At 72.5% G+C, this 19,106-nt stretch carries 14 protein-coding genes; 9 read left to right on the forward strand and 5 right to left on the reverse strand.

The features are described from left to right. Positions 1–15: 15 nt before the first annotated feature. Entirely contained in the window at positions 16–1,218 is a 1,203-nt protein-coding gene (locus AC4MBH_RS00005; protein ID WP_491793048.1) for an IS30 family transposase, read from the reverse strand. Positions 1,219–1,311: 93 nt separating this feature from the next. Between AC4MBH_RS00005 and AC4MBH_RS00010 the strand changes: the two genes are divergently transcribed. After that, entirely contained in the window at positions 1,312–3,537 is a 2,226-nt protein-coding gene (locus tag AC4MBH_RS00010) for an MMPL family transporter (protein WP_491792272.1), read from the forward strand. Positions 3,538–3,627: 90 nt separating this feature from the next. Continuing rightward, positions 3,628–4,023, forward strand: a complete 396-nt coding sequence (locus tag AC4MBH_RS00015) for a PLDc N-terminal domain-containing protein (protein WP_491792273.1) — start codon at positions 3,628–3,630, stop codon at positions 4,021–4,023. A 20-nt stretch (positions 4,024–4,043) separates the two neighbouring features. Here AC4MBH_RS00015 and AC4MBH_RS00020 read toward each other — a convergent pair whose 3' ends face one another. From AC4MBH_RS00020 to glgX, 4 genes are all read right to left on the reverse strand, one after another. Beyond that, complete coding sequence (locus tag AC4MBH_RS00020; RefSeq protein WP_491792274.1) at positions 4,044–5,537, reverse strand: sulfatase-like hydrolase/transferase; 1,494 nt, start codon at positions 5,535–5,537, stop codon at positions 4,044–4,046. A gap of 85 nt (positions 5,538–5,622) precedes the next feature. Beyond that, on the reverse strand, positions 5,623–7,374 hold the full coding sequence (gene treZ, locus AC4MBH_RS00025; protein WP_491792275.1) for a malto-oligosyltrehalose trehalohydrolase: 1,752 nt from the start codon (positions 7,372–7,374) through the stop codon (positions 5,623–5,625). A 1-nt stretch (position 7,375) separates the two neighbouring features. Then, positions 7,376–9,610 carry a malto-oligosyltrehalose synthase gene (gene treY / locus AC4MBH_RS00030; RefSeq protein ID WP_491792276.1) on the reverse strand — a complete coding sequence of 745 codons (2,235 nt, stop codon included), beginning with the start codon at positions 9,608–9,610 and terminating at the stop codon, positions 7,376–7,378. Positions 9,611–9,612: 2 nt separating this feature from the next. Beyond that, the gene (gene glgX / locus AC4MBH_RS00035; RefSeq protein ID WP_491792277.1) at positions 9,613–11,820 is read right to left on the reverse strand and encodes a glycogen debranching protein GlgX; all 2,208 of its coding nucleotides are present in this window, start codon (positions 11,818–11,820) and stop codon (positions 9,613–9,615) included. 114 nt (positions 11,821–11,934) lie between these two features. Between glgX and AC4MBH_RS00040 the strand changes: the two genes are divergently transcribed. Genes AC4MBH_RS00040 through AC4MBH_RS00070 form a run of 7 tightly spaced genes read left to right on the forward strand, consistent with a single transcriptional unit; the run spans position 11,935 to position 19,089 of the window. Further along, positions 11,935–13,728, forward strand: coding sequence for a serine/threonine-protein kinase (locus AC4MBH_RS00040; RefSeq protein WP_491792278.1), 1,794 nt, complete (start codon positions 11,935–11,937; stop codon positions 13,726–13,728). 41 nt (positions 13,729–13,769) lie between these two features. Beyond that, the gene (locus AC4MBH_RS00045; protein ID WP_491792279.1) at positions 13,770–14,915 is read left to right on the forward strand and encodes an acyl-CoA dehydrogenase family protein; all 1,146 of its coding nucleotides are present in this window, start codon (positions 13,770–13,772) and stop codon (positions 14,913–14,915) included. A gap of 28 nt (positions 14,916–14,943) precedes the next feature. Further along, complete coding sequence (locus AC4MBH_RS00050; RefSeq protein ID WP_491792280.1) at positions 14,944–15,642, forward strand: hypothetical protein; 699 nt, start codon at positions 14,944–14,946, stop codon at positions 15,640–15,642. Between the two features lie 11 nt (positions 15,643–15,653). Beyond that, complete coding sequence (thpR, locus tag AC4MBH_RS00055) at positions 15,654–16,223, forward strand: RNA 2',3'-cyclic phosphodiesterase (RefSeq protein WP_491793049.1); 570 nt, start codon at positions 15,654–15,656, stop codon at positions 16,221–16,223. A gap of 30 nt (positions 16,224–16,253) precedes the next feature. Next, positions 16,254–17,396 (forward strand): NAD(P) transhydrogenase subunit alpha, encoded by a 1,143-nt coding sequence (locus AC4MBH_RS00060; RefSeq protein ID WP_491792281.1) that lies wholly within the window; start codon positions 16,254–16,256, stop codon positions 17,394–17,396. After that, entirely contained in the window at positions 17,393–17,701 is a 309-nt protein-coding gene (locus tag AC4MBH_RS00065) for an NAD(P) transhydrogenase subunit alpha part 2 (RefSeq protein ID WP_491792282.1), read from the forward strand. The genes AC4MBH_RS00060 and AC4MBH_RS00065 overlap by 4 nt, the downstream gene beginning before the upstream one ends. Then, positions 17,701–19,089 (forward strand): NAD(P)(+) transhydrogenase (Re/Si-specific) subunit beta, encoded by a 1,389-nt coding sequence (locus AC4MBH_RS00070; protein ID WP_491792283.1) that lies wholly within the window; start codon positions 17,701–17,703, stop codon positions 19,087–19,089. Before AC4MBH_RS00065 ends, AC4MBH_RS00070 begins: the two co-directional genes overlap by 1 nt. The last annotated feature ends 17 nt before the right edge of the window (positions 19,090–19,106 follow it).

Genomic DNA, 19,106 nt, shown 5'->3' on the forward strand with positions numbered 1-19,106 from the left:
GGCGGTCTCTAGGTCCTAACGCAACACCGGTGGTTCGAACGGTCGGCCGAGCATGTCATTGAGGGTCTCGGCTGGGGTTCGCCAGTCCAGGGTCTGGCGGGGTCTGCCGTTGAGTTGGCGGGCGACGGTGGCGAGGTGGTCGGGGTCGAACTGGCGCAGGCTGATTCCTTTGGGGAAGTACTGACGCAGCAGGCCGTTGGTGTTCTCGTTCGAGCCGCGTTGCCACGGTGAGTGGGGGTCGGCGAAGTAGACGGCCATGTCGGTGGCCAGGGTGATCTGGCGGTGCATGGCCATCTCTTTGCCGTTGTCCCAGGTCAGGGATCGCTTCAGCTCGGTGGGCAGGGTGTTGATGGTCGGCACGATCGCGTCGTAGAACGCCTGGGCGGTCCGGCGTCCGGGCAGGTGGATCAGCAGCACGTAGCGGCTGGCGCGCTCGACCAGGGTCCCGATGGCCGAGCCGTTGTCGCGACCCACGATGAGGTCGCCCTCCCAGTGGCCCGGGACGGCTCGGTCGATGGCCTCGGCGGGGCGTTGGCTGATGGGGATCGTCTCGACCAGCTTCCCGCGCCGTTCGTCGTGGCTGGACCTGGCCCGGGGCGTGCGGCGCTGGCGTTGGGTGCGCAGGTGGACGGTCAGCTCGCGTTTGAGGCCGCCGCGGGCCTGGACGAACAGCGACTGGTAGATCGTCTCGGCACAAACCCTCATCGCGGGGTCTTCGGGGTGGTCCATCTTGATCCTTGCCGCGACCTCTTGTGGTGACCACAACGCCTGCAGCCCGGCGATGACGTAGTCACGTAACGGCCCCGGCGTGGCTAGCTTTGAGGTCGTGCGGTGCGTGGTCGACGCCCGGGCCTCAGCCTTGCGCTGTGCCGTGGAGGGACGATAGTCCCCGCCGGCGTTGGCGTTGCGGCGCCGCTCACGCCACACCGTGGACCGGTCACAGCCCACGGCCACCGCGATCTCGGCGTCCCCGCGGCCAGCAGCCGACATCAATCCGATCGTCTCGCGCTGCTCCGCGCTCAGACGGTGATAGCGGCGCCCGGGCTGCCCGGCCCGTGAAGGTGGAGGAATCACCCCGCCACCATCAGCCAGCCACTTACGCCCAGCCCACACCGACACACCCACCTCCAACGCCGCGGCATCGGGATGAACACCCGCCCTGAGCAACCCCCAGAACGCCTCGCGGACCACGCCCCCAACAGCCACACCATGCGGCACCCTCAACACCCCCAGATCAAGGTGTTGCACTGGGACCTAGAGACCGCCGGTTTACAGCGTTTACTTTCCTGACGGACGATCGCGGGAGGCCGCATGATCGAGCGGTGGAGCGCCTACGTCGCGCGTCGCGCGGGCCGGGTGCTGGTGCTGGGGCTGCTGGTCACCGTGGGTGCCGCCGCCTACGGCCTCGGCGTCTTCGGCGCCCTGAGCCAGGGCGGGTTCGACGACCCCGGCTCCGAGGCCGCACGCGAGCTGCGCCTGGAGCGGGAGGTCTTCGGCAACCGGACCGTCGACGTGGTGGCGATCTACTCCAGCGACGAGCTGGCGGCCGACGACGGCGAGTTCCGGCAGGCCGTCGAGGACGTCGTCGACGCGCTGCCCGACGACGCGGTCGCCTCGGTGGTGCCCTACTACGCCGCCGAGCGCGCCCAGGCCGAGGGCATGGTCAGCGACGACGGGCGGTCGGCGCAGGTGCTGGTCTCCCTGGCCGGCGACAGCCAGGACGACTACCTGGAGAGCTACGACGTGGTCGCGCCGGTGCTCGAGGAGCCGGGCGCGGGGCTCGACACCGACCTCGCCGGGTCGTTCGCGGTCTACCACGACGTCAACGAGATCACCTCCGAGGACCTCGAGCGGGCCGAGCTGATCTCGATGCCCGTCGTCCTGCTCCTGGCGCTGCTCATCTTCGGCAGCCTGGTCGCGGCCTCGATGCCCGTGCTCGTCGGACTGGTGGCCATGGTCGGCGCGCTGGCGGTCGTGCGGGTGCTCACGCTGTTCACCGAGGTGTCCGTCTTCGCCGTCAACGTGGTCTCGCTGATCGGCATCGGCCTGGCCATCGACTACGCGCTGTTCGTGATCAGCCGCTTCCGCGAGGAGCTCGCGGCGCTGCCCGCCGACGACCCGGCAGCGCCCCGGGTCGCCATCCGCCGCACCATGGCGACCGCCGGGCGCACGGTGATGTTCTCCGGGCTCACGGTCGCCGCGGCGATGGCGAGCCTGCTCGTCTTCCCGCAGGCGTTCCTGCGCAGCATGGGCTACGGCGGCGTCGCCGCCGTGCTGATCGCCATGCTGGCCGCGCTCACCGTCCTGCCGGCGGCCCTGGTGCTGCTCGGCCGGCGGGTCGACGCCGGCCGGCTGCCCTGGCGGCGGGGCCGCTCGGTCGGCGTCGAGGACGCCCACGGCCGGTGGGCCGCGCTCGCCCGGGCGGTGATGCGGCGGCCGGTGCTGGTCGTGGCCGCGACGGTCGTGGTCCTGCTCGCCGTGGCCTCGCCGTTCCTGGGCGTCAAGTGGGGCTCGGTCGACCACCGCGTGCTGCCCGAGGACGCGCCCGCGCACCAGGCGGCCGACGTGCTCGTCGAGGAGTTCGGTCCCGAGACGTCGACGGCCAGCCTGCTGCTCGACGGTGCCGGGGCCGAGGAGGTCGCGGCCTACCGCAGCGCGGTCACCGACGTCGAGGGGATCACCGGCGTCGTCGAGCTGGGCCGCCAGGGCGACGTGACCCTGCTGCGGGCCAGCTGGGCGGGCAACAGCCAGACCGAGCGGTCGCAGGCGATCGTCGCCGACCTGCGCGACGTCGACCCCGGCGCTGGCGACGCCCTGGTCGGCGGGCTGAGTGCGGAGACGGTCGACCTCGTCGGCTCCGTCGGCGCCCACCTGCCGTGGATGGGCCTGATCGTCGTGGTCGTGATGCTGGTGCTGCTCTTCGTCGCCTTCGGCTCGGTCGTGCTGCCGGTCAAGGCGGTGGTGATGAACCTGTTCTCGATCACCGCGTCGTTCGGCGTGGTGACCTGGATCTTCAGCGACGGTCACCTCGCCGGGTTCCTCGGGTTCGAGTCGCAGGGGTTCCTCGACGCCACCAACCCGATCCTGATGCTGGCCATCCTGTTCGGGTTGTCCATGGACTACGAGGTGTTCCTGCTGTCACGGGTCCGGGAGCAGTGGGACCGCTCGGTCGCGGCCGGCAAGCCCGACAACGACCTCGCGGTGGCGACCGGGCTGCAGAAGACCGGCCGCATCATCACCAGTGCCGCCCTCCTGCTCGGCGTGGTGATCGGCGCCTTCGGCACCAGCGGCATCGTGTTCATGAAGATGCTCGGCATCGGGATGCTCGTCGCGCTGCTGATCGACGCCACCATCGTCCGGGCGCTCCTGGTGCCCGCCACCATGAAGCTCCTCGGCGGCTGGAACTGGTGGGCGCCCGGCCCGCTGGCCCGCTGGTGGGAGCGCCACGGCTTCCGCGAGGGCGGCGACGAGCCCACCGGCCCGGTCGTTGCCACGACCGGAGAGCCGGACACCGCCCCGGCGCCAGCCGGGGTGTGACCCGGCGGCCGGGCTCGTCCTCCCACGGGCCCGGTCGCCGTTCTTCCGGTTTCCTGGACGACGGGTCGCGCGCGCCTCCAGACTGTGCGCGTGCTCAAGCTGCAGCTGTTCTTCGGCGTGGTCGTCTTCTGCCTGTGGGTCTACTCGCTGGTCGACGTCATCTCGACGTCCGACGGCGACGTCCGCCACCTGCCGAAGCTCTGGTGGCTCGTGCTGGTGCTGCTGTTCCCGTTCGTGGGGTCCGTGGCCTGGCTGGCCGCCGGCCGCCCCAGCCGCGGCCCGCGTCGTACGTCGGCACACGAGCGGCCGGCGCCGCAGTTCCCCGAGTACGACCGGCCCGGCCGGTCCGCCGCCGTCGACCCCGAGCAGGACGAGGCCTTCCTGCGCCAGGTGCGCGAGCGGGCCGAGGAGCAGCGGCGCCGGCACGAGCAGGAGCGCCGTCGCCGGGAGGCCGAGCGCGAGGGTCCCTCCACCGAGCCGGCCTGACCGACGGGGTCACCAGCGAGCTACGGGCAGGGGTTGGCGGCGCTGGTGCCTGCCACGCCCGCGCAGGTGCGGCCCGCGCGCAGCTTCGCGCGGAAGCCGGCGAGCACCCTGGCCGAGGGGCGCTGGGCCCGGTAGCCGGGCCACAGCAGGTTCCTCTTGAACTGCGGGTCGGTGTAGAACTCCGAGCGCAGCAGCCGCCCGCGGTTGTCGTAGAACTCGATGTAGGAGCGGGTCCCCGAGCGGTACATCGCCCACGTCGGCACCCGGCCGGGTGCGTAGCCGGCCTCCTTGAACAGCACGCGGGACTTCTCGTTCTGCAGCTCGTGGTAGGTGCCCCGGCGCTCGGTCCCGTCGAGCAGCGAGCGCCCGTCGTGGACGTGCTCGGGGGTGACGTCGAGCAGGTCGTAGATGGTCGGTGCGAGGTCGATCAGCCCGACCGGGCGCTTGTCGACCTCGCCTGCGGCGAACGCCGACGGCAGCCAGGCGAGCAGGGGGACGTCCATCGACGCCTGGTAGGGGTCGCCCTTGGTCTCCCAGCCGTTCTCGCCGAGGTGGTAGCCGTTGTCGCTGGTGAAGACCACGGCCGTCTCGTCGAGGATGCCCTCGCTGCGCAGCAGGTCGAACGTCTTGCCCATCTCGTCGTCGACGTCGTACATCGAGCGGGTGCGCGCCTCGTGGAACCGCTCGAAGTAGCGGCGCGGTGCCAGCTGGTGCCGGAAGATCGGCATCTTGTCGCGCCGGTCGACCTCGGGGTTCCAGCGGAACGGCGGGACCGGGCGGTCGCGGTTGGCCGGGGTCGGCACCGGGAGGCGCAGCGCCTCGTTGGGCGCGGAGTTGTCGGTGTGCGGGGCCTTGAACGCGGCGTAGGCGTAGAACGGGCGCTCCGAACCGGCCTGCCCGCGGATGAACTCGCGCAGGAACTCCCCGGTCTGGGTGGTGGCGTGCACGCCCGGGGCCGAGACCCGCGGCTCGCCGGCCTCGTCGTCCCACAGGTCGTAGTCGTAGTACTGCGACCCCGCCCAGAAGTCGGAGCTCAGGAAGCCGCTGGAGCGCTCACCGGACTCGAAGAGCCACGGGCTGACGCCGTTGAAGAACTTGCCGGTGCCGTAGGTCTCGTAGCCGGCGTCGGTGAGGTCGTCCTGGACGGTGTCCTCGACGCGCAGCTTCGAGGCGTCGATCTGCCGCGTGACCCCGCTGTTGTGGCCCATCTGGCCGGTCTGCAGCACCGCCCGGGACGGGCAGCAGGCCGGGCTGGTCACGGTCGCGTGCTCGAAGCAGGTGCCCTGGTCGCGCAGCAGCCGGGCGGTCTTCGGGAGGTAGCGCTGGACCTGGGAGCACTTGATGTCGGAGGCGTCGTCGACGACGACCACCACCACGTTGAGGTCGACGGCGGGCAGTGGCCCCCGGGCGCTCTTCGTCGACGACTCGGGGTCGGGTCCGTCGTCGTCGGGCTGGCACGCGCCGGTCGCCAGGAGCACCACGGCGAGCACCGCAGCCATGAGCTTCGCTCGCACGCCGCGCCACATCCTGTCCGTTCTCGGGGCCGTCAGGATACGTAACGGACGTGGCGGGCACCGCATCAGCGACCCGGGTGCTCGCTCACCGGTGGCGGACGAGCGCCCCCGCGTGGGCCGGCAGGCGGGCGCTGCCGCCGGTGACCTCGACACCCGACGGCGTGGCGAAGAGCACCTCGGCGTCCCCGACGTCGACGGCGGCCTCCTGGTCGCCCAGGTTGAGCAGGACCTCGACCGCGCCGCGGCGCATCGAGAACAGGCGGGCGGCCTCGTCGACGCGGCACGAGGTGCTCGCGAAGGCCGGGTCGGTGAGCTCGGGCAGCGCGCGCCGCAGCCGCGCCAGGTCGCGGTAGACCTGCAGCAGCCGCGCGCCGCGCGGTCCCTCGGTCTCGGACCAGTCGAGCTTCGAGCGCTCGTACGTCGCGGGGTCCTGCGGGTCGGGCACCACCGACGGGTCCCACCCCATCGCGGCGAACTCCGCGATCCGGCCCTCCGCCGTGGCCCTGCCGAGCTCGGGCTCGGGGTGGGAGGTGAAGAACTGGAACGGCGTGGCCGCGCCCCACTCCTCGCCCTGGAACAGCATCGGCGTGAACGGGCCGGTGAGCGTGAGCAGCGCGGCGCAGGCCAGCTGGTCGTCGTCGAGGACCTCGGTGATCCGGTCACCGACGGCGCGGTTGCCGATCTGGTCGTGGTTCTGGCTGCAGACCACCAGCCGCCAGGTCGGCATCGTCGCGGTGTCGATCGGGACGCCGTGGTCGCGCCCCCGGAACGAGCTGAACGTGCCGTCGTGGAAGAACCCGCGCTCGGCCACCTTGGCCAGCGCGCCCAGCGGCTCGAAGTCGGCGTAGTAGCCGGCGGTCTCGCGGGTCAGCGCGACGTGGACGGCGTGGTGGTAGTCGTCGCTCCACTGCGCGTCGAGCCCGAACCCACCGGCTTCGCGGGGGGTGACCAGCCGGGGGTCGTTGAGGTCGGACTCGGCGATCAGCGTCAGCGGCCGGCCGAGGTGGGCCGAGAGCGCGGCGACCTCGATCGCCATCTCCTCCAGCAGGTGGGTCGCCGACTCGTCCTGCAGCGCGTGCACGGCGTCGAGCCGCAGCCCGTCGACGTGGTAGTCGGTGAACCACATCCGCACGTTGTCGAGGATCAGGCGCCGGACCTCGGCCGAGCCCTCGCCGTCGAGGTTGACCAGGTCGCCCCAGGTGTTGCGACCCTGCTTGAGGTAGGGCCCGAGCTCCGGCAGGTAGTTGCCCGAGGGTCCGAGGTGGTTGTGGACGACGTCCTGGATGACGCCGAGGCCGGCCGCGTGGCAGCCGTCGACGAAGCGCTGGTAGCCGGCGGGCCCGCCGTACGGCTCGTGCACGGCGGACCACAGGACGCCGTCGTAGCCCCAGTTGTGGGTGCCGTTGACGGCGTTCACCGGCATCAGCTCGACGAGGTCGACGCCGATCGAGCGCAGGTGGTCGAGCCGCTCGAGCGCCGAGTCGAAGGTCCCTTCGGGCGTGAAGGTCCCGACGTGCAGCTCGTAGATCACCGCGCCGGCCAGCTGGCGACCGCGCCAGGTGTCGTCGCTCCACGAGAAGTCCTCGGGGCGGTGGGTTCGCGAGCGCTGGTGGACGCCCGCCGGCTGGCGCCGCGACCGCGGGTCGGGTCGGGGCGCGTCCGTGTCGTCGATGAGGTAGCCGTAGTCGACGTCTCCCTTCGCCGGGTCCGGGGTGGGCTCGGACGGGGTCCACCACCCGCCGTCCGTCTGGTGCATCGCCACGGTGGCATCGCCCACCGACAACCGGAGCCGTCGCGCCCGGGGCGCCCACACGTCGAAGGGTCCACGCGTCGTCATCTCAGTCCTCCCTCACCAGGAGCGCGACGCCGGCGGCGGCGAGCACGGGCTCGACCGGGCCGTCGGTCGTCGCCCCGAAGATCGCGTCGCGCCAGGTGCCCTCGGGCAGCGCGAGGTGGGTGTCGTCCCAGCCGCCGCGCGCCTGCAGGCCGACGGGCAGCCGGGTCACCACGGTGATCGCCCCGCCGCGGTCGAAGGCGAGCACGTGGGCGGCGGCCGGACCGCTCACCGCCACCGGCGTGTACGTCGTGAACAGCTCGGGCCGGTCGCGGCGCAACCGCAGCGCCGTGGTGGTGACCTCGAGCTTGGGCCGCTCGGGGTGCGGGCGCGTTCCGGCCAGCACCGCCGCGCGCAGGTCGAAGTCGACCGGGCGCCGGTTGTCGGGGTCGACGAGCGAGTAGTCGCCCAGCTCGGTGCCCTGGTAGACGTCGGGCACCCCCGGCACGGTCAGCGCGAGCAGCTTGGCCGCCAGCGAGTTGGTCAGCCCCGGGCCCGAGACCTCGGTGAGCAGCCGCTGCACCACGGCGTGCGCCTCGGCGTCGTCGAAGGCGGCGTCGACCGCCGCGTGGACGGCCGCCTCGAAGCCGGCGTCGGGCGCCGACCAGGTGGTCTGGTCGCCGGCCTCGCGCATCGCCTTCTCGGCGTAGGCGTGCAGCCGGTCGCGCAGGGCGGGGTCGTCGCCGTCCCAGGCCCCGACGACGGCCTGCCACAGCAGCGCGGCGAACGAGGTGGACGGCACGGGTGCGAGCGCCTGCAGGCGCTCGAAGCCCTCGACCCAGACCTGCGGCACCTCCGACAGCGCGGTGATCCGGGCGCGCACGTCCTCGCTGCGCTTGGTGTCGTGGGTGGTCAGCGTGGTCATCGCGTGCGGCCACGTGGACTGTCGGTGGGCCATGGCAGCGTGGAACTCGTCGACGCCCACCGAGAAGTGGTCGGGGTCCCCGCCCACCTCGTTGAGCGAGGTGAGCCGGTTGAAGCGGTAGAACGCGCAGTCCTCCACCCCCTTGGCCATCACGGCACCGGTGGTCTGCTGGAAGCGCAGCGCGGCCGGCTCCCGGGGGTCGGCCAGCACCGGCGCGAGGGCGTCGAACGTGCTGCCCAGTCCCGGCCGGCCGAGCCGGGCGGCCGCCACGGCGTGCTCGAGGTGCTCGCGTCCCGCGGGCAGGTAGGAGCGGTAGACCGGGAAGCACGCGGCCACCTCGGCCACGGCGTCGACCAGCCGGTCGTGGCCCTCGAGGTCGCGCACGGCCTGCGGCAGCTCGCGGACGACGCGGCGCACCTCCGAGCCGAGGATCCCGTCGGCGACGGCGCGCTTGGTGTCGTGCACCATCTCGGGGTAGCCGCCGTAGGCGCCCGGCAGCGCAGGCTCGGCCGCCGGGTCGGTGAGCACCCGGTCGACGAGACCGAGGACGTCGTAGCCGGTGGTGCCGGCGGTCGCCCACGTCGTGGCGAGCTCCTCACCGGGCTCGAGGATCTTCTCGACGAGCACGTAGGCGCCGCCGGTGAGGTCGGCGAGGTCGCGCAGGTAGCCCTCGGGGTCGCGCAGCCCGTCGGGGTGGTCGACCCGCAGGCCGTCGACGAGGCCCTCGGCGAACCACCGGGCGATCTCGACGTGGGTGGCGTCGAAGACCGCCGGGTCCTCGACCCGCACCCCCGCCAGCGTGTTGATGGCGAAGAAGCGCCGCCAGTTGAGCCGGTCGTCGGCGGCGCGCCACGGCACCAGCTCGTAGCCGTCGCCGGTCGGGAAGCGGTGGTCGTGGTAGCGGACGCCGTCCTCACCGTGCACGATCGCGGACTCGTCGTCGTCACCGACCACGGGCACGAGCACGCGCCCGCCGCCGGCGTCCCAGTCGACGTCGAAGGTGTCGGCGTGCGCCGAGTCGCGGCCGTGGGCGAGCAGGTCCCACCACCAGGGGTTGGCCTCGGGGGTCGCGATGCCGACGTGGTTGGGCACGATGTCGACGAGCACGCCGAGCCCGAGGCGGCGGGCCTCGGCCGAGAAGACAGCGAGGCCCTCGGCCCCGCCGCGCGCGGGGTCGACGCGGTCGTGGCGGACGACGTCGTAGCCGTGGTCCGAGCCCGGCTCGGCCTCGAGCAGCGGCGAGAGGTAGACCCAGTCGACACCGAGGTCACGCAGGTACGGCAGGCGCCGGGCGGCCTCGTGGAGGTCGAACGACTCCCGGACCTGCAGCCGGTAGGTGTTGGTCGGGACGGGGGTCTTGCCGGATGGGGTCACGATCAGCTCACGCGGGTCTGGGCGGCGACCGAGGCCGCCACCGAGTGGTCGGGCTGGGCCTCGGGCTCACGGTGCTCGCGCAGGACCAGCACGCTGGTGCTCTCGATGGCGAACGTCGACCCCGCGGCGCAGGTCTGCGCCGCGTCGGCGTCGCCACCGGTGTTGATGATGACGTCCCAGGCGGCGGAGTACTCCTCGGGCGGGAGGGTGATCTGGGCCGGGCCGTCGGCGTTGAAGTAGAGCAGGAAGTGGTCGTCGGTGATGTCCTCGCCGCGGGCGTCGCGACCGGCGATGCCGTTGCCGTTGAGGTACATGCCGAGCGCCTGCGTGTCGCCCTCCCAGTCGCCGTCCTCCATCGGCCGGCCGTCGAGGTGCAGCCAGACGATGTCGTTGAGGCGGTCCTCCCCGGCCTCGCCGATGCGGACCGTGCGGCCGGTGAAGAACCGCTTGCGCCGGAACGTCGGGTGGTCGCGCCGCAGTCGCACGAGCGCGGCGGTGAAGTCCATCAGCGGCTGGTCGACGTCGACCCACTCCATCCAGGCGATCTCGGAGTCCTGGGCGTAGGTGTTGTTGTTGCCGTGCTGGGTGCGGCCGAGCTCGTCGCCGTGCAGGATCATCGGCACGCCCTGGCTCAGCAGCAGCGTCGCGAGCAGGTTGCGCTGGGCGCGCGAGCGCGCCGCCAGGATCTCCGGGTCGTCGGTGGGCCCCTCGGCGCCGCGGTTGTAGGACCGGTTGTGGTCCTCGCCGTCGCGGCTGTCCTCGCCGTTGGCATCGTTGTGCTTCTCGTTGTAGGACACGAGGTCGCGCATCGTGAACCCGTCGTGGGCGGTGATGAAGTTGATGCTCGCCACCGGACGCCGTCCGCTGTGCTCGTACAGGTCGGACGACCCGGCCACCCGCGAGGCGAACTCACCCAGGGCCGGCTCGCCGCGCCAGAAGTCGCGGACGACGTCGCGGTAGGCGCCGTTCCACTCCGTCCACTGCGGCGGGAAGCCGCCGACCTGGTAGCCGCCCGGGCCGATGTCCCAGGGCTCGGCGATCAGCTTGACCTGCGAGACCACCGGGTCCTGCTGCACGAGCTCGAAGAACGTCGCGAGGCGGTCGACCTCGTAGAACTCCCGCGCGAGCGTGGAGGCGAGGTCGAAGCGGAAGCCGTCGACATGCATCTCGGTGACCCAGTAGCGCAGCGAGTCCATGATCAGCTGCAGGGCGTGCGGGTGTCCGACGTTGAGCGAGTTCCCGGTGCCGGTGTAGTCCATGTAGAACTTCGCGTCGTCCTCGACCACGCGGTAGTACGCCTGGTTGTCGATGCCGCGCATGCTCAGCATCGGGCCGAGGTGGTTGCCCTCGGCGGTGTGGTTGTAGACGACGTCGAGGATGACCTCGATGCCGGCGGCGTGCATGGCCTTGACCATGGCCTTGAACTCCTGGACCTGCTGGCCGAGCTGGCCGGGGCCGTCGAGGCGGCCGTTGGCGGCGTAGTCGGCGTGCGGGGCGAAGAACCCGAGGGTGTTGTAGCCCCAGTAGTTGCGCAGCCCCTTGTCGAGCAGGGTGCTGTCCTGGACGAACTGGTGGACCGGCATCAGCTCGATGGCGGTGATGCCGAGCCGCGTCAGGTGGTCGGTGATCGCGGGGTGGGCGAGGCCGGCGTACGTGCCGCGCAGCGCCTCGGGCACCTCCGGGTGCAGCTGGGTCATCCCCTTGACGTGCGCCTCGTAGATGACCGACTCGTTGTAGGGGTAGTTGAGCCGGCGGTCGCCCTCCCAGTCGAAGAAGGGGTTGATCACCACGCCGTGGGTCATGTGCGCGGCCGAGTCGTCGTCGTTGCGCGAGTCCTCGTCACCGAAGGTGTAGCCGAACAGGCTCTGGTCCCAGTCGATGTCGCCGGCGGTGGCCTTGGCGTAGGGGTCGAGCAGCACCTTGGCGGGGTTGCAGCGCAGGCCCTGGGCGGGGTCCCACGGGCCATGCACCCGGTAGCCGTAGCGCTGCCCGGGCTGCGCCTGGGGGAGGTAGCAGTGCCAGATGTAGGCGTCGACCTCGGTCAGCTCGACGCGGGTCTCGCCGCCCTCGCCGTCGAAGAGGCACAGCTCCACCCGCTCGGCCACCTCGCTGAACAGGGCGAAGTTGGTGCCGGTGCCGTCGAAGGTCGCTCCCAGCGGGTAGGGCTGGCCCGGCCAGACGGCCGGGGAGTCGAGGGGGCTGTCGGTCACGGTCACTCCGGTGCGTCGAGGGTCGCCTGCAGGGCACGCAGGACTTGGAACGATCCAAGCACAGCCACCAATCCCTCCGGGAGCCTCCCAAGGGTGTAGCGCGTCAGGTAGAACATGACTGTGGCCGCCTCGTTCCCCGCACCCGGTCACCAGTTCGGTCGCTTCCGGGTGCTCGCCCAGCTCGGGGCCGGCGGCATGGGGGTCGTCTACGACGCGCTGGAGGTCAACCTCGACCGCCGCGTCGCGCTCAAGGTCATCTCCCCGATGTACGCCGACGACCCCGACTTCCGCTCCCGGTTCAGCAACGAGGCCCGCGCCCTCGCCGCCCTCGACTCGCCGCACGTCGTCCAGGTCTACGCCCACGGCGAGGAGGACGGCTACCTCTACATCGCCACCCAGCTCGTCCCCGACGGCGACCTCGGCCAGATGATCGCCCGCTGGGGCCCGGCCCCGCACGGCAAGGCCGCCGAGCTCATCGAGCAGGTCGCCAGCGGGCTCGCCGACGCCCACGCCGCGGGCCTGGTGCACCGCGACATCAAGCCGGCCAACGTCCTGGTGCGTCGCCGCGGCACCACCACCGTGCACGCCTACCTCGGCGACTTCGGCATCGCCCGCCGCGTCGACGCCGAGGCCACCCGCGTCGGTGCCGCGGCGATCGGCACGCCGTCGTTCATGGCGCCCGAGCTGCACGGCGGCGCCACGGCCGGCATCTCCACCGACCTCTACTCCGTGGGGTGCCTGCTCTGGGTGGCACTGACCGGCCGCCCGCCGTACGGCGGCGCCAGCGCGTTCGAGATCGTCGGCGCCCACGTCTCCCAGCCGGTGCCCCAGCTGGCCGGGTCGTCCCCGGTGGTCGACGCGCTCAACCGGGCCCTGCGGACCGCGATGGCCAAGGAGCCCGGCCACCGCTACCGCTCGGCGCTCGAGCTGCGCGACGAGCTGCGCCAGGTCGCCCTGATGACCGACGACCCGACGTGGCACCAGCTCGCCACCCCGGCCGCGCCCGGAGCGGTGCCCGCGCCCGCGCCGGCACCCACGCCGCTCGCCGCCACCGTGGCGCCGGGTCACCCGACGCCGGTCCAGCAGCACCGGCCGCCGACCCCGCCCCACGGCGCGCAGCCGGCGGGCCCGCCACCGAGGTCCCGGCGCGCCCTGTGGGCCGGCGTGGCCGCGGTGGCGGTCCTGGCCGTCGGCGGCGGCGCCGTCGCCGCGGTGGTCGCCGGCGGGGGTGACGGCGGGGGTGGCGACGACGGCGGTCCGAGCGGGCTGACGGCCGAGGAGCAGGAGTTCGTCGACTCCGACGGGCAGGAGATCGTCGACGCGGCGGAGAAGGAGATGGCCGTCCTGCAGTCGGTCCGACTGGACGGCACGGTGGTGACCGACGGTCAGGAGACCACCGCGAACATCGTGATCACCTCCCGTGGCGACTGCGACGGCGAGCTGCGCAGTGGCGACGGCAGGGCGTTGCTGCGCAAGGTCGACGGCACCGCCTACCTCAAGCCCGACGAGCAGTTCCTCGTGGCCAGCGGCCAGACCGAGGCGGCCGCGTCGGCGTTCACGGCCCTGGTCGGCGACCGGTGGATCCTCGGCAGCGAGGAGGACGCCGAGAGCTTCACCGACCTCTGCGACATCGACGAGCTGCTGGAGGGCGACGGCGGCGAGGCCGATCCCGGCTTCGAGAACAAGGGAGTGACCGAGGTCGAGGGCGAGCGTGTCGTCGAGGTCCTCGAGACCGGCGACGACGACGTCACGGCGTTCGTGGCCGTCGGCGAGCCGCACTACGTCGTCAAGCTGCAGTCCGAGGCCGACGCCGGTTCCTTCACCTTCTCCGAGTTCGACGCGGACTTCTCGGTCTCGGCGCCGCCCGACGACGAGGTCGTCGACCCGGCCGACCCGTCGTTCGGCTGACGGCGGCTGACGCACCCGTTACCGACCAGTAGGATCGCCGCATGAAGCGCGAGATCTACGACGAGGACCACGAGGCGTTCCGCTCCTCCGTCCGCGAGTTCCTGGAGCGGTCGGTCATCCCCGAGGTCGAGGAGCACGCCGCGGCCAAGGCGATCCCGCGGGGCTTCTGGCTCGAGGCCGGCAAGCAGGGCTTCCTGGGTCTGGAGATCCCCGAGGAGTACGGCGGCGCCGGGGCCGGCGACTACCGCTTCAACGCCGTGATGGCCGAGGAGCTGAGCAAGGTCAACGCCGCTCTCGGCTCGTGCTGGGGCATCCACGCCGACATCACCGCGCCGTACCTGGTCGAGCTCGGCACCGAGGAGCAGAAGCAGCGCTGGCTGCCGGGCGTCGCGTCCGGTGAGGTCCTGCTCGCGATCGGGATGACCGAGCCCTCCGGTGGCTCCGACCTGGCGGCGCTCAAGACCACCGCCGTCAAGGACGGCGACACCTGGGTCATCAACGGATCCAAGACGTTCATCACCAACGGCTACTCCGCCGACCTGACGATCACCGCGGTCCGCACCAGCCCGGAGAAGAAGGCCCGCGGCATCACGCTGTTCGCGATCCCCTCCGACGTCGAGGGCTTCAGCCGCGGCCGCAAGCTCGACAAGGTCGGCCAGGACGAGTCCGACACCGCCGAGCTGTTCTTCGAGAACGTGCGGCTCTCCGACGAGCACGTCGTCGGCGAGCTCGACGGCGGCTTCATCCACATGATGCAGAAGCTGCCTCAGGAGCGCCTCGGCTGCGCGATCTCCAACGTCGCGCACGCCCAGCAGATCCTGCACGAGACGCTGCAGTACACCAAGGACCGCCAGGCGTTCGGCTCCTCGATCGGCTCCTTCCAGCACAACAAGTTCCTGCTCGCCGAGCTGTACACGCAGATCGAGGTCACCCAGGCCTACATCGACCAGTGCGTGATCGCCCACGACAAGGCCGAGCTCACGCCGGTCGAGGCCGCCAAGGCCAAGTGGTGGAGCTCGCAGGTGCAGAACGAGGTCCTCGACCACTGCGTCCAGCTGCACGGCGGCTACGGCTTCATGAACGAGTACCGCGTCGCCCGCGCCTGGCGCGACGCCCGCGTCTCGAAGATCTGGGCCGGGTCCAACGAGATCATGAAGGAGCTCATCGGCCGCGACCTCGGTCTGTGACCCGACGCCGACCTGCGACGATCGCTGCGTGCCCGACGTCTCCCCGCTGACCCCCGACGACCTCGACTGGGTGGTCGGCCTCACCCGTGACCGCCGCGAGCGGTTGGCGTCGTACGCGCCGAGGTTCTGGCGCCCGGCGGCCGACGCCACCGCGCGGCACCGGGCGTTCCTGGCCCACCAGGTCGACGACCCGGCGACGCTGACGCTGCGCACCGACCGCGGCTACCTGGTGGCCGTCGGCGACGACGCGCGCCGGGTGGTCGACGACATGGTCGTGCCCGACGACGCGTGGTCCGACGACGGCGTGGCGCTGCTGCGCGCCGTCCTCGCCTCGACGCAGGCCGTGCGGTTCGTCGCGCCGGTGGCCGAGACCGAGCGCCGCGCCGCGGCCGAGGCGGTCGGGCTGCGCGCCGCCGAGACGTGGTGGCACCGCGACCTCCCGCTGGTGCAGGTGCGCGGCGAGTCCGACCGCGTCGAGCTCAGCACCCCCGGGGCCCGGGGGCGGCTGGTGCCCGCGCCGCCGGTCTACTCCCCGGGCGGGCCGGTGCTGCTGGTGACCGAGGTCGAGACCGGGGCCGCCCTCGCCGCGCTGGAGGAGGAGGCCGCCGAGCGCGGTGCGACGGTCTCGGTGGTCACCCAGCGGGCCGACGACCTGATGCGCGAGCTGCTGCTGGTCGAGGCCGGGCACGTGCGCACCACCGTGTTCCTCGACGGGCCCGCGGGCTGACGCCGGTGCGGATGTTCGTGGCGGTGGTGCCGCCGACCGAGGTGGCCGAGCACCTCGACGAGTTCCTCGAGCCCCGGCGCGAGCACGGCGCGTTCCGCTGGTCGGCCACCGAGCACCTGCACGTGACGCTCGCCTTCCTCGAGCAGGTGCCCGAGCGCTCGCTCGACGCGCTGGTCGACAACCTGCAGCGCGGGGCGGCGCGTCGTACGCCGTTCGAGGCGCGGGTCGCCGGCGGCGGGGCGTTCCCCGACCCCGCCCACGCCAAGGTGCTCCACGCCGGCCTCGACCTCTCCAGCGACGCGCACGCCGAGCTCGACCGGCTGGCCACCGGGGCCCGGGCCGCCGCCGGCCGGGCCGGCATCGCCGTCGACGGCACCCGCTTCCGGCCGCACGTGACGGTGGCGCGGCTCGGGCGGCCCCAGGAGGTCACCCGGTGGGTCCGGCTCCTCGACGCCTACGCCGGCCCGCCCTGGACCGTCGACCGGCTGACCCTCGTGCACTCCCACCTCGGCGAGGGACCGCGCCGGCGGCCGCGCCACGAGGTGGTCGGCGAGCTCCCGCTCGGGCGCGCATCGACGTGACGGAGGTCATGCTCGGCTAGGTTCCTCGGCGTGAGGATCGCAGTGGCACGGGAGACCCGCGACGGCGAGACGCGGGTCGCGGTGGTGCCCGAGCTGGTCGGCAAGCTGACCGCCCTCGGCTACGAGGTGCTCGTCGAGCCCGGCGCCGGACACGGTGCCCTCGCCACCGACGACGACTACGTGGCCGCCGGCGCCACGGTCGAGGCGCAGGCGCTCGAGGCGGCCGACCTCGTCGTCTCCGTCCAGCCGCTCGCACCCCACGACGTACGCCGGCTGCGGCGTGGCGCCACGACCCTGTCGTTCCTCCCGGTCGCCCAGGAGCTCGGCCTGGTCGCCGACCTGCGCGACCTCGGCATCACCAGCCTGGCGATGGAGCTGGTGCCCCGCATCTCGCGCGCCCAGTCGATGGACGCGCTCAGCTCGCAGAGCCTGGTCAGCGGCTACCGCTGCGCGGTCGTCGCCGCGGGCCTGCTGCGCCGGTTCTTCCCGCTCAACATGACCGCGGCCGGCACGGTGCAGCCGGCCGAGGTCGTCGTCCTCGGTGCCGGGGTCGCCGGGCTGCAGGCGATCGCCACGGCCAAGCGGCTCGGCGCCGTCGTCCGGGCCTACGACGTCCGCGCGGCCGCGGCCGAGGAGATCCGCTCGATGGGCGCCCGGGCGATCGAGCTCGACCTGCCCACGCTCGACGGCGCCGGCGGCTACGCGCGCGAGATGAGCGAGGAGCGGGCCGCCCTGCAGCGCGAGCTGCTGACGCCGTACGTCGCTGCCGCCGACGCGCTGATCACCACCGCCGCGGTGCCGGGCCGGCAGGCGCCGGTGCTGGTGACCCGCGAGATGGTCGAGCAGATGGGCCCCGGGTCGGTGGTGGTCGACCTCGCCGCCGACAGCGGCGGCAACGTCGAGGGCGTCGTCGCGGGCGAGGTGGTGCGCATCGGCCGGGCCCAGGTGTGGGGCGGGCGCAACGTGCCAGCCCAGATGCCCGGCCCGGCGTCGCGGCTCTACGCCCAGAACATCGTCAACATCGTGGCCCTGCTGACCCGCACCGGCGACGACGGCCCGCCGCGCCTCGACCCCGACTTCGACGACGAGATCGTGGCCGGCGCCTGCGTCACCCACGACGGTGCCGTCCGACACGTTCCGACTCGGCTCGCCCTGGAAGGACCTCCGGCATGAACAACGACGTCACCTGGCTGACCTACTTCGTGCTCAGCGTCTTCGTCGGGATCGAGGTGATCGCCAAGGTCTCCTCCACGCTGCACACGCCCCTGATGTCGGGCGCCAACGCCATCCACGGCGTGATCCTGCTGGGCGCGATCCTGGTCGCCGGCGAGGCCGACGGCGTCGCCCTGGTGGTCGCGCTGGTCGCCGTCGTGCTGGCGGCGGTCAACATGGTCGGCGGGTTCGTGGTCACCGACCGGATGCTGCAGATGTTCACCCGCAAGCCCGCCCGGGCCTCGGCGAAGCAGGCCGACCGCTGATGCCGACCTGGGCCGAGCTCGTCTTCCTGCTCTGCGCCGTCGGGTTCATCCTGGCGCTCAAGGGCCTGTCCGGACCCCGCACCGCCCGGGTCGGCAACCTCATCGGCGCCGCGGCCGCGGTGGTCGCGTGCGTGGTGCCGTTCTTCTACGCCGACCTCGACAACGTCGCCCTGATCCTGGTCGCGATCGCGGTCGGCACGGCCGTCGGTGCCGTCGGGGCGCAGCGCGTGCAGATGACGCAGATGCCGCAGCTGGTGGCGCTGTTCAACGGCGTCGGCGGCGGCGCCGCGGCCCTGGTGGCACTGCTCGAGCTCGAGCACTTCGCCGAGGCGACCACGGCCGGTGCCGACGTCGAGGCCGCCTACCTGGTCGCGACGGCGTTCACGATCCTGGTCGGGGCGGTCTCGTTCTCCGGCTCGATCGTCACCTTCGCCAAGCTGCAGGAGCTGATGACCTCCCGGCCGGTGGTCTTCCCCGGGCTGCCCCTCGCCTTCGGCGGCGGCTTCGTGGCGGCACTGGCGATGGCCGGCATCGTGGTCGCCGACCCGGTGCTCTGGGCCGGGCTGATGCTCGCCGCGCTCGGGCTCACGCTCGGCGTGCTGCTGGTCCTGCCGGTCGGCGGCGCCGACGTACCGATCGTGATCTCGCTGCTCAACGCCTTCACCGGCCTGACCGTCGCCGCGGGTGGCTACGTCCTGCAGAACACCGTGCTGCTGGTGGCCGGCACCCTCGTCGGCGCCTCCGGCACGTTCCTCACCCTGCTGATGGCCGGCGCGATGGGCCGCTCGGTGCCCAACATCCTCTTCGGCGCGCTCAAGGGCGGTTCCACCCTCGGCGCCGGCGAGGCGTCCGACCGGCCGGTGCGCAGCGCCGGTCCCGACGACGTCGCGATCCTGCTCGGCTACGCCGAGAAGGTGATCATCGTGCCCGGCTACGGCCTCGCGGTCGCCCAGGCCCAGCACACGCTGCGCGAGCTGGTCGAGGTGCTCGAGCAGCGCGGCACCGAGGTCGACTACGCGATCCACCCCGTCGCCGGCCGGATGCCCGGGCACATGAACGTCCTGCTCGCCGAGGCGCAGGTGCCCTACGAGCACCTCAAGGAGATGGACGACATCAACGGCGAGTTCCGCCAGACCGACGTGGTGCTCGTCGTCGGGGCCAACGACGTCGTCAACCCGGCCGCGCGCACGACGCCGTCCGCGCCGATCTACGGGATGCCGATCCTCGACGTCGACGAGGCGCGCCAGGTGGTCTTCCTCAAGCGGTCGATGCGGCCCGGGTTCGCCGGCATCGAGAACGAGCTGCTCTTCGACACCCGGACCACGCTGCTCTTCGGCGACGCCAAGGACACCCTCGGCAAGCTGCTCACGGCCGTCAAGGCGCTCTGAGCCGGCTTTCACCCCTC

The organism is Nocardioides sp. WJ219 (assembly GCF_058559815.1).

Excerpts from the sequence above, each read along its gene's own strand:
- AC4MBH_RS00070 (WP_491792283.1), top strand. The coding sequence starts at position 17,701 with ATGCCGACCTGGGCCGAGCTCGTCTTCCTGCTCTGCGCCGTCGGGTTC.
- AC4MBH_RS00040 (WP_491792278.1), top strand. The coding sequence starts at position 11,935 with ATGACTGTGGCCGCCTCGTTCCCCGCACCCGGTCACCAGTTCGGTCGC.
- thpR (WP_491793049.1), top strand. The coding sequence starts at position 15,654 with ATGTTCGTGGCGGTGGTGCCGCCGACCGAGGTGGCCGAGCACCTCGAC.
- AC4MBH_RS00065 (WP_491792282.1), top strand. The coding sequence starts at position 17,393 with ATGAACAACGACGTCACCTGGCTGACCTACTTCGTGCTCAGCGTCTTC.
- treZ (WP_491792275.1), bottom strand. The coding sequence starts at position 7,374 with ATGACGACGCGTGGACCCTTCGACGTGTGGGCGCCCCGGGCGCGACGG.
- AC4MBH_RS00010 (WP_491792272.1), top strand. The coding sequence starts at position 1,312 with ATGATCGAGCGGTGGAGCGCCTACGTCGCGCGTCGCGCGGGCCGGGTG.
- AC4MBH_RS00045 (WP_491792279.1), top strand. The coding sequence starts at position 13,770 with ATGAAGCGCGAGATCTACGACGAGGACCACGAGGCGTTCCGCTCCTCC.